The sequence below is a fragment of the Janthinobacterium agaricidamnosum genome (assembly GCF_003667705.1).
GTDB lineage: Bacteria > Pseudomonadota > Gammaproteobacteria > Burkholderiales > Burkholderiaceae_D > Janthinobacterium.
This window is the reverse complement of sequence record NZ_CP033019.1, coordinates 4,245,931-4,260,144: the sequence shown is the minus strand read 5'-3', so window position 1 is coordinate 4,260,144 and position 14,214 is coordinate 4,245,931. Positions and strand designations below refer to the sequence as shown.

The 14,214-nt window shown below is 62.8% G+C and carries 13 protein-coding genes; 4 read left to right on the top strand and 9 right to left on the bottom strand.

All coding sequences use genetic code 11. The features are described from left to right. Window positions 1-14: 14 nt before the first annotated feature. The 5 genes from D9M09_RS19300 to D9M09_RS19280 form a co-directional block, all read right to left on the bottom strand. On the bottom strand, window positions 15-932 hold the full coding sequence (locus D9M09_RS19300; protein WP_070219137.1) for a formyltransferase: 918 nt from the start codon (window positions 930-932) through the stop codon (window positions 15-17). Continuing rightward, complete coding sequence (locus D9M09_RS19295) at window positions 932-1,927, bottom strand: glycosyltransferase (protein ID WP_070219204.1); 996 nt, start codon at window positions 1,925-1,927, stop codon at window positions 932-934. Before D9M09_RS19295 ends, D9M09_RS19300 begins: the two co-directional genes overlap by 1 nt. Before the next feature lie 11 nt (window positions 1,928-1,938). Further along, window positions 1,939-3,075 carry a DegT/DnrJ/EryC1/StrS family aminotransferase gene (locus D9M09_RS19290; RefSeq protein ID WP_121670161.1) on the bottom strand — a complete coding sequence of 379 codons (1,137 nt, stop codon included), beginning with the start codon at window positions 3,073-3,075 and terminating at the stop codon, window positions 1,939-1,941. A gap of 206 nt (window positions 3,076-3,281) precedes the next feature. Beyond that, entirely contained in the window at window positions 3,282-4,955 is a 1,674-nt protein-coding gene (locus D9M09_RS19285; RefSeq protein ID WP_070311123.1) for a glycosyltransferase family 39 protein, read from the bottom strand. Further along, window positions 4,952-5,344 (bottom strand): Mth938-like domain-containing protein, encoded by a 393-nt coding sequence (locus tag D9M09_RS19280; RefSeq protein ID WP_070311121.1) that lies wholly within the window; start codon window positions 5,342-5,344, stop codon window positions 4,952-4,954. The genes D9M09_RS19285 and D9M09_RS19280 overlap by 4 nt, the downstream gene beginning before the upstream one ends. Before the next feature lie 423 nt (window positions 5,345-5,767). Here D9M09_RS19280 and D9M09_RS19275 point away from each other — a divergent pair, with 423 nt between their 5' ends. Both D9M09_RS19275 and D9M09_RS19270 read left to right on the top strand, forming a co-directional pair. Continuing rightward, window positions 5,768-6,997, top strand: a complete 1,230-nt coding sequence (locus tag D9M09_RS19275) for a pyridoxal phosphate-dependent aminotransferase (protein ID WP_034750427.1) — start codon at window positions 5,768-5,770, stop codon at window positions 6,995-6,997. 74 nt (window positions 6,998-7,071) lie between these two features. Further along, window positions 7,072-8,394 (top strand): homoserine dehydrogenase, encoded by a 1,323-nt coding sequence (locus D9M09_RS19270; protein ID WP_070311119.1) that lies wholly within the window; start codon window positions 7,072-7,074, stop codon window positions 8,392-8,394. A gap of 67 nt (window positions 8,395-8,461) precedes the next feature. Here the strand turns inward: D9M09_RS19270 and D9M09_RS19265 are convergent, their stop codons facing one another. The 4 genes from D9M09_RS19265 to D9M09_RS19250 form a co-directional block, all read right to left on the bottom strand. Further along, the gene (locus tag D9M09_RS19265; protein WP_121670160.1) at window positions 8,462-8,815 is read right to left on the bottom strand and encodes a ribonuclease E inhibitor RraB; all 354 of its coding nucleotides are present in this window, start codon (window positions 8,813-8,815) and stop codon (window positions 8,462-8,464) included. A 143-nt stretch (window positions 8,816-8,958) separates the two neighbouring features. Next, window positions 8,959-9,519 carry an outer membrane beta-barrel protein gene (locus D9M09_RS19260; RefSeq protein WP_070290554.1) on the bottom strand — a complete coding sequence of 187 codons (561 nt, stop codon included), beginning with the start codon at window positions 9,517-9,519 and terminating at the stop codon, window positions 8,959-8,961. Window positions 9,520-9,687: 168 nt separating this feature from the next. Further along, window positions 9,688-11,181 (bottom strand): sensor histidine kinase, encoded by a 1,494-nt coding sequence (locus D9M09_RS19255; protein WP_240453423.1) that lies wholly within the window; start codon window positions 11,179-11,181, stop codon window positions 9,688-9,690. Continuing rightward, complete coding sequence (locus D9M09_RS19250) at window positions 11,178-11,900, bottom strand: response regulator (protein WP_070219206.1); 723 nt, start codon at window positions 11,898-11,900, stop codon at window positions 11,178-11,180. Before D9M09_RS19250 ends, D9M09_RS19255 begins: the two co-directional genes overlap by 4 nt. Before the next feature lie 214 nt (window positions 11,901-12,114). Here D9M09_RS19250 and D9M09_RS19245 point away from each other — a divergent pair, with 214 nt between their 5' ends. After that, the gene (locus D9M09_RS19245; protein ID WP_121670159.1) at window positions 12,115-13,176 is read left to right on the top strand and encodes a porin; all 1,062 of its coding nucleotides are present in this window, start codon (window positions 12,115-12,117) and stop codon (window positions 13,174-13,176) included. 3 nt (window positions 13,177-13,179) lie between these two features. Further along, window positions 13,180-14,175 (top strand): Bug family tripartite tricarboxylate transporter substrate binding protein, encoded by a 996-nt coding sequence (locus tag D9M09_RS19240; RefSeq protein ID WP_070219146.1) that lies wholly within the window; start codon window positions 13,180-13,182, stop codon window positions 14,173-14,175. The last annotated feature ends 39 nt before the right edge of the window (window positions 14,176-14,214 follow it).

Here is a 14,214-nt window from a genome sequence, read left to right as displayed (position 1 = left end):
TCTCTTGAGTGATATCAGTGTGTGCTGACGCGGGCGGTCAGACTTGCTTGCAATTGCTGAGCCGAAATCGGCTCCCCGGCAGCCCTCAGCGCGGAAATGGCCAGCATGCGGCCGTCTCCGCAGACGCCAAAGATGCAATTATCCACTACCGCCAAGCCTGGTGGCAAACTTCCTGCTGAATGCTTGCTTAAACGGGCTTTTTCGATGGTGTAAATAACATTGTTGACTTCGGTGAACGCGCCGGGATAGGGGGGCGCGACGGCCCGGTGCAGGTTGTACACCTGCTGCGCGGGTAACTTCCAGTCGATGCGGCCGTCTTCCGGCGTGCGGCCGCCAAAGTAGCCGCCCTGGCGCAGATCGTTGAGCTGGCGCGGCGCCGTGCCGTCCAGCAAGGCTGGCAGCACGTTCCACAAGGTTTGCTCCGCCGCCACCGTGACCTTGCCGAACACTTCGAACGCCGTGTCGTCGGGCAGGATGGGTACGGCCGTTTGCGCGACGATGGCGCCGGCATCGGGCTTGACCGTCATTTCATGCAGGGTGGCGCCCGTTTGCGGGGCGCCATGCAGCACGGCCCAGTTGACGGGCGCGCGGCCGCGGAACTGCGGCAGCAGCGAGCCGTGCATATTGTAGGCGGGCGCGACTTCCAGGATGCTGGCCGGCAGCATGTGGCGGTAGTAAAAGCTGAACAGCATGTCCGGCCTGGCCGCCTGCACCTGCGCCAGCAGCTCGGGCGCGCGCGCGTCCGCAGGCGTGATGTACGGGATGCCTTCGGCCTGGCACAGGCTGGCGACGGATTCGAACCACAGGTTTTCCGTGGGGCTGTCTTCGTGCGTGACGACGAGGGCGATATCGACGCCGCCGGCCAGCAGCACCTTGATGCAGCGCACGCCCACATTGTGGTAGCCGAAGACGACGGCGCGCGGGGCGCCCATCAGCGGCTCACCTGGCGCTTTTCCAGGCGCACGTACGATGGCGCCTCGGCTTCCGCCTGGACCATGCCATCCTGCAAGATGGTTTGCACCACATAGCGGGGCCGGGCACGCACTTGCTGGAAGATGCGTCCCACGTATTCGCCCACCAGGCCGATGCCGAACAGGATCACGCCCATGAAGAAGAAGGCGATGGCGAACAGGGTGAACACGCCTTCGGCCTCCGCGCCCAGCAGGAAGCGGCGTACCAGCAGGAAGACCACCAGCAGCGCCGAGCCCAGCGACATCGCCATGCCCAGCATGGAAAAGATTTGCAGGGGAATCAGCGAAAAACCCGTGACGAGGTCAAAATTGAGGCGGATCAGGCTGTACAGCGAATATTTCGACTCGCCGGCGGCCCTTTCCTCGTGCTCGACGGTGATTTCCGTGGGCTTGCGGGCGAACGTGTAGGCGAGGGCGGGCACGAAGGTGTTCACTTCGGCGCACTGGTTGACCAGGTCGATCACATTGCGGCCATACGCCCGCAGCATGTTGCCCTGGTCCGTGATCTTGATGTTGGTGATGCGTTCGCGCAGGCGGTTCATCATCTTCGAGGCCAGGGTGCGCCAGGCGGAATCTTGCCGCTTGCGCCGGATCGAGCCCACGTAATCGTAACCTTCGCGCATCTTCGCCACCAGGTTGCCGATTTCTTCGGGCGGGTTCTGCAGGTCGGCGTCGAGCGTGACCATGATCTGCCCGCGCGAGGCTTCAAAACCGGCCAGGATGGCCATGTGCTGGCCATAATTGCCGTTGAATAAGATCACGCGTGTGACGTCGGGGCGCTGGCGGAACTGTTCCGCCAGAATGGCCACCGAGTTGTCGCGGCTGCCATCATTGATGAAGATGATCTCGTAGCTCGTCTGCAAGGCGTCGAGGGCCGGATACAGGCGGGCGAACAGGCTGGCCAGGCCATCCTGCTCGTTGTAGATCGGAATGATTACGGACAGTTCAGGTTTCATCGGCGCGCTGCTCATTTGATGAGAATGGATTTGACGGTGGCGACGGCGCGTTCCACGTCCTGTGTCGTCATGGCGTAGAACATCGGCAAGGTCACGGTCAGGCGGCCGATCTGTTCCGAGACGGGGAACATGCCCTCGGTAAAGCCGCGTTCGCGGTACATGGTAAACAGGTGGATCGGTGCGTAATGATAGCCCGTTCCCACGTTTTGCTGCGCCATGGCGTGCATGAACGCGGCGCGCGTGCCGGGGCCGTTGTCGGGCAGGATGATCTGGAACAGATGCCAGTTGCTGTTTTCAAAGTCCTGCACGGGCAGCCGGGCGCCGCTGGCCGCTTCAAAGTCGCTGCCGAACTGCGCGAAATAGTGGCGCGCCAGCGCGCGGCGGTGGGCCGTGATGGCGTCGATATTGGCGAACTGGCCCAGGCCGATGGCGGCCATGATGTCGCTCATGTTGTATTTGCCGCCCAGCACGTCGACGTCGATGCCGTCCACGCCGCTGCGGGTGACACCCTGCAGCCGATATTTCTCGGCCAGCTTCGCTTCTTCCAGGTTGTTCAGGACGAGGCAGCCGCCTTCGCCCGTGGTGATGTTCTTGTTGGCCTGGAAGCTGAACGAGACGAAGTCGCCAAACGCGCCGATGCGCTTGCCTTTCCAGGTGGAGCCGAACGCCTGCGCCGCGTCTTCCACGACCCTTAAATTGTATTTTTCAGCAATCGCGTACAGGCGGTCCATGTCAACGGGCAGGCCGGACAGGTAGACGGGGATGATGGCTTTCGTACGCGGAGTGATGGCCGCTTCCAGCTTGTCGAGGTCGATATTCCGGGTGACGGGATCGATATCGGCGAACACGGGCGTGGCGCCCACTTCGATGATGACGTTGGCCGTCGCGACCCACGACACGGGCGTGGTGATGACTTCGTCGCCGGGGCCAATACCGGCGATGCGCAGCGCGATTTCCATGGTGCACGTGCCCGAATTGAAGGTGCGCACGGGACGCCCGCCGAAATACTCGGACAGCTGGGCTTCGAATGCCTGCACTTTCGGGCCGCTGGTGATCCAGCCCGAGCGCAGCACCTCGCCGACGGCGGCGATGGTCGCCTCATCGATGGTGGGTTTGGAAAAAGGCAAAAAGGGCAGGGTAGAGGTCATGGGGCGCGGTTCTTGAGTCGGTATGGTGTCAGGGTATCTGTGTTGCCGAGGCTGCCGTATGGTGAAAAGCGGCCGGCAGGCATGGCTATTTTATATCGTCAGTATGGCGGCGCAGCCGGTTCAGCGGTGAAAAAATCATGCCGATGCGGGGGCGGGGCAAGCTGGCCGGGGGCGCGATCCGTGCTGCCTCGCGCCCCAGTTAAACATTATTTGTTGGCAATGACCATGCGGCGCGCGTCCTCGGCAATGACACGCATGGGCACGCCACGTTGTTGCAATTCCTTGTAGCGGTCCAGGCTGATAATGGCCATGTCGCGCACGCCGGCGTTGGCATCGTTCGTCCATTGCGTGATGAAAGGCTCGATGTTCGGGATCGACAGTTCCGGCTGCTGTTTCAGGCCAAACGTGAATTCATCCCAGTAATCGACGAGGATCACGGGCCGCTGCAGATAATAGGTCAACGACTGTTCGTAGATGCCGACCGAATAGAGCTTGGTATCGGCCGTCAGTTCGGCCTGGATCTGCGGCAGCATGTCGGTGCCTGCGCGGTTCTGGCCATACAGTTCGGAGCCGGCCAGGATGCAGTGCGTGGCCAGGAAGCCGGCGCCGGCGATCGTCAGCACCGTCATGTCGCGGCGCAGCTGGCGCGCATGCAGCAAGGCCAGGGCGCCGCCGGCCAGGGCGAAGAAGCCGGCCGCCATCAGCCATGGCTGGTAGCCTTTCAATGCAATCAATGCTGCCGGATCGCGCGCGCTGGCCTTGCCGAAGGCGATCGGTCCGCCGATCAGGATGGCAGCGCCCAGCACGCACAGCAGGCCGGCGGCGAACAGGCGCTGGCGGCGCGACGCCGATTCCAGGTACAGCGCCACCAGCAAGGCCAGCGCCGGGAAGATGGGCACGATATAGCCGGGCAGCTTCGAGGTCGAATAGCTGAAGAAGAAGAAAATGAAGACGGCCCAGACCAGCAGCATCAAACGGGGCTGGAAGGCGCCTTCCTGACGCTGGAAGGCGGCGGCCAGGCTTTGCGGCAGCAGGCCTATCCATGGCAGGATGCCGGGAATGAGCAGCACGAGGAAGTAATACCAGGCGCCTTCGCGCTTGTGGCCCTTCATCAGGAAGCGCTGGAAATGCTCGTGGATGAAGAAGAAATGCGGCTGCTCCGGATTGCGCAGGGCGACCAGCACGAACCACGGCGTGGCGATGGCAAAGAACACCAGCAAGCCCTTGACCAGGTGCAGACGCGTCCAGATGCGCCAGTCGCGCGCACACAGCGAATACAGCACCAGCACGGCGCCCGGCAGGACGATGCCGATCAGGCCCTTGGCCAGCACGGCCAGCGCCATGGCGGCCCAGCAGGCCAGCATCCAGTTGCGCCGCTCCGTCGCCGTGGCGTCGTCGCGCTGGGCGATCAGCAGGCTGCCCAGGGTCAGGGTCATCATGCCCGACAGGCCCATGTCCAGCGAATTGATCTGGCCGGAAGCGAGCCAGAACAGGCTCGACGCCAGCACCAGGCCCGCATACAGGCCCACGCGCGGGCCGAAGACCTTCTTGCCCGCGTACGCCGTCATGCACACGCCGATGATGCCGCACAGGCCAGTCCACAGGCGCGCCTGCCACTCGCCCAGGCCGAAGGCGGCGAAGGTCAGCGCATTCATCCACGTTTGCAGCGGCGGTTTTTCAAAGTACTTGATGCCGTTCAGGCGTGTGGTGATCCAGTCGCCCGTGACGAACATCTCGCGCGCCATCTCGGCGTAGCGGCCCTCGTCGGGCGGCACCAGGGTGCGCACGCCCAGCGCATACAGGGTGACGACGATGAAGATGCCCAGCAGGGACCACATCAGCACCCGCGACGAGTGCAGTTCGTTGACATTGATTTTCATGCAGCCTTGCCTGCGGCCGGGGCCAGGATCAGTGCCAGGGTGACTTTGCGGCCCTCGCCCATGAGGATGTTGTAGGTGCGGCAGGCAGCCTGGCTATCCATGCATTCGACGCCGATGCGGCGCATGGTCAGCGCGGCCGTCAGCTTCGGGTGCACGAAGCGCTGGCGCTCGCCCGTGCCGAGGATGACCACGTCGGGCGCATCGGCCAGGATTTGCGCGAAATGCGCCTCGTTCAATTGTTCGAAACTGTCCACTTCCCACGCGCGCGGCGGCGTTTCCGGCATGACGATCAGGCTGTAGTTGTACGGCTGGGCATTGATCTCGACGCCGTTTTCGTCATAGCCGGTGACAGTCTGGTATTGTTGGGTGCTGCTGGCGTGGAGTTTCATGGCGATATCGGGGCTGGTCGTGTCGGTTGATCGGTACGCGCGCGGCCAAACTGGGTGCCGCGGCCAAGGGCGTAAGCATGCCATAAATGACAGAAAAGAGCGACTGAAAAGCAACATCCTTTCCAATTTGCAATGTTCGGCGCCACAGTGGCGCTGCATGCTGGCGCCATGGTAATGCTGCAAGATTAAGGGAAGATGAAGATGGCGCCCGCCCGATAGTCGTCCGGCTGCGCCGGCGTGGCAGAATCGGCGTCAAATGCTGCAGTTCGCCATGTTTAATTTGATAAAATGGCCTGTTTTCGGCGAGAATGGTTGTTTTCGCCTTGCAGTCTTTCGCATCGCAGTTTCACGGGTTCATAGTTCTGGCGCGGCGGCCACGCTGCAAGCTCAAGTCTCCGCGCCGCATCACGACAGGGATTTATTTTGCGACCGATTCAGAAATCGAATAAATTGGCGGACGTCTGCTACGACATCCGCGGCCCGGTCCTGGAAAAATCCAGGCAAATGGAAGAAGAAGGCCACAAGATCACCAAGCTCAATATCGGCAATCTGGCCGTATTCGGCTTCGATCCGCCCGACGAGATCGTGCGCGACATGATGCTCAATCTGCAGAACGCGGCCGGCTATACGGATTCGAAAGGCATGTTCGCGCCGCGCAAGGCCGTCATGCACTACACGCAGGGCAAGAATATCGCCGGCGTGACCATCGATGACATTTACCTGGGCAATGGAGCTTCCGAACTGATCGTCATGTCGATGAACGCCCTGCTCAACAGTGGCGACGAAGTGCTGGTGCCGGCGCCCGATTATCCGCTGTGGACGGCCGCCGTCAGCCTGTCGGGCGGCAATCCCGTGCATTATGTGTGCGACGAGCAGAACGAGTGGTATCCCGACATCGAGGACATGCGCCGCAAGATCACGCCGCAGACCAAGGCGATCGTCGTCATCAACCCGAACAATCCCACCGGCGCGCTGTACCCGGTTTCCGTGCTGCTGCAGATCGTCGAACTGGCGCGCCAGCACCAACTGATCATTTTCGCCGACGAGATCTACGACAAGGTGCTGTACGACGAAGCCGAGCACGTGTCGATCGCCTCGCTGGCCGACGACGTGCTGTTCATTACCATGAACGGCCTGTCGAAGAATTACCGCTCCTGCGGCTACCGTTCCGGCTGGATGGTGGTCTCGGGCGAAAAGCGCCACGCCAAAGATTACATCGAGGGCCTCAACATGCTGGCCTCGATGCGGCTATGCGCCAATGCGCCGGGGCAGTTTGCCATCCAGACGGCGCTAGGCGGCTACCAGAGCATACAAGACCTGGTGGGGCCCGGCGGGCGCCTGTTGAAACAGCGCGACCTGGCGCACAAGCTGCTGACCGATATTCCGGGCGTCACCTGTGTCAAGCCGAAGGCCGCGCTGTACATGTTCCCGCGCCTGGACCCGGAGATCTACCCGATCGCCGACGACCAGCAGTTTGCCTATGAATTACTGGCCGAAGCCAAGGTCCTGATCGTGCAGGGCACGGGCTTCAACTGGATCGCGCCCGACCATTTCCGCGTCGTCTTCCTGCCCAACTCCGATGACCTGACCGAGGCCATGGGGCGCATTGCGCGCTTCCTCGAAGGCTATCGCAAGCGTCACGGCCGGGGCTGAAAGCCAGCAGCAGCAATCTCGATCAACCTGGCGCCGCCCAAGGGGGCGCCACTTATGAGCAGTCAAGCACAACTATGAAATCCATCAAGATCGGCCTGCTGGGCCTGGGCAACGTCGGTTACGGCACGTTCAGCGTCCTGAAACGCAACCAGGAAGAAATCAAGCGCCGCGCGGGCCGCGGCATTGACGTCGTCGCCGTCGCCGTGCGCGACGTGGCGCGCGCCGAAGCGCTCGTCGCCGGCGGCTGCAAGGTCGTCAATGACCCTTACCTGATCGTCAACGATCCCGAGATCGACATCGTCGTCGAACTGATCGGCGGCTACGACCTGTCGAAAACCCTGGTGATGCAGGCCATCGCCAACGGCAAGCACGTGGTGACGGCCAACAAGGCGCTGCTGGCCGTGCACGGCAACGAAATCTTCGCCGCCGCCCAGGACAAGGGCGTGATGGTGGCCTTCGAGGCGGCCGTCGCCGGCGGCATCCCCATCATCAAGGCGCTGCGCGAAGGCTTGACGGCCAACCGCATCGAATGGATCGCCGGCATCATCAACGGCACCACCAATTTCATCCTGTCCGAGATGCGCGACAAGGGCCTCGATTTCGCCACCGTGCTGAAACAGGCGCAGGAACTCGGTTACGCGGAAGCCGACCCCACCTTCGACATCGAAGGCGTCGACGCCGCGCACAAGGCCACCATCATGTCGGCCATCGCTTTCGGCATTCCGGTGCAGTTCGACAAGGCCTACGTGGAAGGCATCAGCAACCTCAATGCCGTCGACATCCGCTACGCCGAGCAGCTGGGCTACCGCATCAAGCTGCTGGGCATCACCAAGCGCGCCACCGTCAATGGCGTGGAAGGCATCGAGCTGCGCGTGCATCCGACCCTGATTCCGGCCAAGCGCCTGATCGCCAACGTGGAAGGCGCGATGAACGCGGTGCTGGTGCATGGCGACGCCGTCGGCGCCAGCCTGTATTCGGGCCGCGGCGCCGGTGCCGAGCCGACCGCCTCGTCGGTGATCGCCGACCTGGTCGACATCACGCGCCTGGCCACGGCCGACCCGGAACACCGCGTGCCGCACCTGGCGTTCCAGCCGAACGCGATGACCAACATCGAAATCCTGCCGATGTCGGAAATCACCACCAGCTACTACCTGCGCATGCATGTGGCCGACCAGCCGGGAGTGCTGGCCGACCTGACGCGCATCCTGGCCGAACGCGGCATCTCGATCGACGCCATGCTGCAAAAAGAGCCGGCCGAGGGCGAGACGCATACGGACATCATCATGCTGACGCACCAGACGCAGGAAAAGAACGTCACGGCCGCCATCGAGAAGATGGAAGCGTTGAACAGCGTGGTGGGCACGGTCACCAAGATCCGCCTGGAAAACCTCAGCTAAACGTTTTCAGCGATCCATGCAAAACGGCGCCCGCGGGCGCCGTTTTTTTATGCGTAATGTCGTCGGATTACGCCGCCGCACCGACGGGGCCCACGTCCATGCCGTCATAGCTGGCCAGCTGGTTGTCCTGCGCAAATGCCATCAGTTCGCCATTGCGCGCATGCAGGCTGTCGACGCCGTGCACTTCGGCCTTTTCCACGTGCAGCACCCACACGGGCGGTGCCGCCGGATCGTCGAGTTCCGGCTGGTACAGTTCCACGGGGCGGTAGCCCTGCAGCGCCAGCAAGGTGGCGGCCTGTTCCAGCGGCTCGGACGTCGGGTTGGTGAAGTAATAGCCCCACAGCAGCGGCTGGGACAAATCCCACGGCGCGTTCTCGGCGATATTGGCAAACAGTTCGGTTACGTCGTCTTTGGTCATCATGGCAAGGTGCCTTCTTAAAATCTCAGGGCGCGATCTTAGCATCCATGCCGCCTGCACGCCATTCGCCCATAAAAAAACCGGCTGTGCAGCCGGTTTCTTATCCGCCATTACATCGGCAGGAGATTCATTCGCGCAAGCGTGAATTAGAACTTGTAACGCAGGCCGATCGACAGCAGGTCAGCTTTCACTTTGGAGCCATCTTCGTTTGCTACTTTGCCGAAGTTTTCGTATTCCGCAACAGCCGACAGGTTTTTATTGATGTTGTAAGCAGCACCGATACCAAACAGGGCGGAAGTTTTGTTTTTCGACACGCTCTCGCTGAAATTGAGTTCGCTGACGGTGGCTTTGGTGCGGTTCTGCGATACGCCAGCCTTGGCGAACAGCGAGAACTGTTCGTTCAGTGGCAGGGTGCCGGTGGCGGCGACGTAGAATGCATGGCTTTTCACTTCCATTTTTCCGCCGTCAAATTTCTCTGTCAGTTTGCCGAAGTCGACATAGCCAGCTTCCGCGCCGAAGTTTTGCGTAAAGTCATAGCCAGCGTAAGCTTTGTAGCCGGTGTCGCTTTTTTTGATCGAATCAAATTCGTCCGATGCTTTCAATTCGGAACGGCCGACGTTAACGCCGACGTAAGCGCCTTCAGCTTGGGCGAACAATGGGAATGCCAGGGCGGCGCCAACAACTACTGCAAACAATTGCTTTTTCATATTAATCCTAGATAATTAATGCGGAGAGACTGTCTCGCCGCTTAATGGGAACCGAATTGTATAGGGATGAATATGTTTATGTAAGGCAATTATTTAAAAAATATTACAAATAATGTACTTGTTGTTTTGATGCAACATTCAATATCGAAGACATATCTGTCTGGCGCCTCATGCGGCGCCGCTGAAATGCACGCTGACTTTCAAGCCGTGCCCATTGGTCGCCGTCGCCAGTTCCAGCCTGGCGCCATGCAGGGCGGCGATGTCGCGCACGATGGCCAGGCCCAGTCCCGCGCCGCCGGGGTTGCTCTCGAGCGCCGCGCCGACGCGGTAAAACGGCGTGAACACGCGTTCGCGCTCGGCCGGCGGGATGCCGGCGCCGCTGTCTTCCACTTCCAGCACCGTTTCGTTTCCATGACCGCCCGCGCGCACGCGCAGGATCACGCTGCCGCCCTGTGGCGTGTAGCGCAGGGCGTTGTCGACCAGGTTGGCGACCAGTTCGTGCAGCAGCAGCGCCTGGCCATGCACGGGCGCTTCGTCGGGCGCTTCCAGCGACAGGTCGATATTTTTGGCGACGGCGGCCATGGCCATTTCCAGTCCCACCTGCTGCGCCACATCGCGCAGCGCGACGGTGTCCATCGCCAGGTTTTCGCCGCCATGCTCGATGCGCGCCAGGGTCAGGAGGCGGTTGGCCAGCAGCACGGTCGAATCGGTGGTGACGGCGATCGAGCGCACGATGTCGCGCAGGGCGGCGATGTCCGGCGGCGCACCCGCCTGGCGGTCGCACTCGCGCATGGCCAGTTCGGCCTGGGTTTTCAGCACCGTCAACGGCGTGCGCAGCTGGTGCGAGGCGTCGGCGATGAAGCGGCGCTGGCTGGCGATCAGCTGCTGCAGGCGCGACATGGAACCGTTCATGGCGCTCACCAGCGGACGCATTTCCTTGTGCACCAGCGCGGGATCGACGTCGGACAGGTCGGACAGGGTGCGCGTCTCGACTTCCATTTTCAAGCGCATCAGCGGGCGCAGCACCAGGCGCACGGCAAACCACACGAGGGCGCCCATCACCAGCACCATCGCCGCCTGCCAGATCAGGGTGTCGAACAGGATCTGGTTCGACAGGCCGCGCCGCGCATCTAGCGTTTCGGCCACCTGGATCAGGGCGATGCCGCGCATCGAGTCGTCGTACACGGGCTGCAGCAGGGCGGCGATGCGGATCGGCTTGCCGTGGTAGTCGGCGTGGTAGAAGCGCACCAGTGCCGGATAATTCTGCGAACGGGGCACGTTTTTCGGCACGGGCGGCAAGTCGCCGTAGCCCGACACCAGTTCGCCGTTGATGCCCGTGACCTTGTAGTAGATGCGGCCCAGGGTATCGGTCTCGAAGCTGTCGAGCGCCACATAGGGCACTTCGGCCACGACCTTGCCGTTGACGATGGAGACGCGCTCGGCCAGCGCCCGCGTCGACGCCAGCAAGGAACGGTCGTAGGCCATGTCGGCCGCGTCGAGCGCGTTGCGGTAGACAAAAACGGCATCGAGCAGCACCAGCATGACCAGCGGGATGAGCAGCCAGCGCAGCAGCTGGCTGCGCAGGCTGCCCAGCGGCCGGCCCTGCGCCCAGCGCCGGCGCAGGCGCTCGAACAGGGGCCGGCTGGGGGCGCGCACGGTCATTTTGAGGCGGCGGGCGCCATCGCGCTGCGCGGCTGCAGCAGGTAGCCGATGCCGCGCAGGGTGGTGATGACGGCGCCGTCGGGCGAACCGCTTTCCACGCCGTTTTCCAGTTTCTTGCGCACGCGGTGGATATACAGTTCGATGGCGTCCAGGTTGGCGTCGTCGGCCAGCGCGAAGACTTCGTCGAACAGCTTTTCCTTCGAGACGGCGCGTCCCGAGCGCGTGATCAGCGCTTCGAGCACGGCGTGTTCGCGCGGCGTCAGGGGAAAAGGGGCGCCGGCATAGCTGAACATGCGCGTGACGGTGTCGAAACTTAGGGCGCCGCAGGTGTGCACGAGCGCTTCGTTGCCCTGGCTGCGGCGCAGCAGGGCTTTCACGCGCGCTTCCAGTTCGGCCAGTTCGAACGGCTTGGCCATGTAGTCGTCCGCGCCCAGGTTCAGGCCCTGCACCTTGTCATCGAGGCCGCCGCGCGCCGTGAGTATCATGACGGGAGTCTTGCCGCGCGTGCCGCCGCGTGCGCGCAGGCGGCGCAGCACGTCCAGGCCATCCATCTTCGGCAGGGAAAGGTCGAGCAGCACCAGGGAATATTCCTGCGTATGCAGCAGGGCGTCGGCATCGGCGCCGTTGTGGGCGGTCTCCACCGTCAGGTGCGCGTCGCGCAGGGCCTTTGCCAGCCAGTGCGACAGCTCCAGATGGTCTTCCACTAATAATATGCGCATGGTCTCCGCCATTCGTTTGAATTGGTGCAGTGTAAGCCTCTCGGCACGCCGCCGACAGGGGCCGCAATGAATTTGTTGGTATTGCCTGTGGCTGGCCGGCGACACCTGTCAGTCTGAAAGCGAATTGAAAGGATCACGATCATATAGTGTGATCCTGATTCATGAAATTGATCAGGCATATCACTAATAACTATATCTAAGGGAGACACTCTACATGAAGAAAACTGCATTCTCGCTGGCCGCCATGGCGGTACTCGCCGCCGCTGGCAGCGCCCACGCCCAGTCGAACGTCACCCTGTACGGCCGCCTGGACGCCGGCATCAGCAACACCAGCAACGCCGGTCCGAACAAAAGCTCGATGACGCAAGTCAGTTCGGGTGGCATGAACACCTCGCGCTGGGGCATCCTGGGCAGCGAAGATCTGGGCGGCGGCCTGAAAGCCGTCTTCAATCTGGAAGGCGGCATCCTGGTCGACACGGGCGCGGCCGACGGCGCGCTGTTCAAGCGCCAGGCCAACGTGGGCCTGGAAGGCGCATTTGGCCGCGTCGTGCTGGGACGCTCGTTCACCACCGTGTACGACTTCGTGCTGCCATTCGATCCGATGGCCTATGCGCCGTTCTATTCGTGGGCCACCTCGGCCAACGCGACGGGTCCGAGCAAGTATGGCATGACGACGGCCTTCGACAACATGGTCAAGTACTCGGGCAAGACGGGCGACTTCAGCTACGGCGCATCGTACGGCTTCGGCGAACAGTCGACGGGCAGCTCGGACAGCGCCAAGCTGTCGACGGCCGTTACCTACAAGACGGGTCCCGTCAGCCTGCTGGCCACGTATGAACAGGTGAACGGCAATGCCATCGCCGGCGGCGCGCGCGACAAGACCACCGTGTACCACCTGGGCGCTATGTACGACGACGGCCCGTGGAAAGTGCAGGCGGCGGCGCGCGACTACAAGCTCGATCCGGCAGCAGCCGGCAAGGCCGACGTGCGCGGCACTCTGTACTGGGGCGGCGTCAGCTACAAGACCACGCCGGTCATCACCCTGACGGGCGTGGTCTACTACCAGGACGTGAAAAACGTGGCGGCGAGCCTCAATGCCGATCCGATCATGTACGTGGCGCGCGTGCGTTATGCCCTGTCCAAGCGCACGGACCTGTACGTGGCCGGCGCCTATGCCAAGGCCAAGCACAACCAGCTGGTCAGCCTGTCGCGTGACGATGCCGGTTTCGGCGACACGCAGCGCGGCCTGATCGCCGGCATCCAGCACCGCTTCTAAGGCATGACGATGCCGCGCACCGCGTTCCTGTCGCTGCTGCTGTTGTCGGCGCTGCTGCCCGCGCCGGCAACAGCCGCCGCGCCTGAAGTCGATTGCGTGGTGCCGTCCAAACCGGGCGGCGCCATGGACCTGACCTGCAAGCTGGCGCAGAAAGGGCTGCTGCAGCCCGATCCGGCGGCGGCAGCGCCGTTCGCGTCCTCGGTGCGCATCAGCTATCTGCCCGGCGGCATCGGCGCGGTGGCGTGGCGTTCGATGGGCTCGCAGCGCCGGCGTGCCGAAGCCAACACCCTGGTGGTGTTTTCGGGCGGCTCGCTGCTGAACCTGGCGCAAGGCAAGTTTGGCAACGCCAAGACGGGCGACGTGCGCTGGGTGGCGGCGCTGGGCGCCGACTACGGCATGATCGCCGTGCGTAGCGACTCGCCCTACAAGACCCTGGCCGACCTGATCGCCGCGCTCAAGCGCCACCCCGACAAGGTGTTGATCGGCGTGTCCGGCACCATCGGCAGCCAGGACTGGCTGAAGATGGCGCTGGTGGCGCGCAAGGCCGGCATCGACCCGAAAGTGCTGCGCTTCGTGGCACTGGAAGGCGGCGGCGAGATATTCACGGCGATGCAGGCCGATTACGTGCAGGTGATGTCGGGCGACACCTCGGAAGCGACCCTGAATGCGGGCGACAGCCATGCGCGCGTGCTGGCGGTGCTGTCGGAAAAGCGCCTGCCCGGCGTGCTGGCCGGCGTACCGACGGCGCGCGAGCAGGGCATCGATGTGGTGTGGCCCATCATCCGCGGCGTGTGGATGGGGCCACAGGTGCCGGAAGCGGATTACCAGCGCTGGGTGGCCAGTTTTGAACGCGCCATGGCCACGCCGCAGTTTGCCCAGTGGCGCACGCAGGCGGGCATGTATCCGTTCGCGCTGACGGGAGACAAATTGACGCAGTACGTGAACCAGGCGGTCGAACGCTATTCCAGGCAGGCCGCCGAACTGGGCCTGATGCGCTGAAGCCAATAGCAAACCATACAACAATCACAGACGGAGACA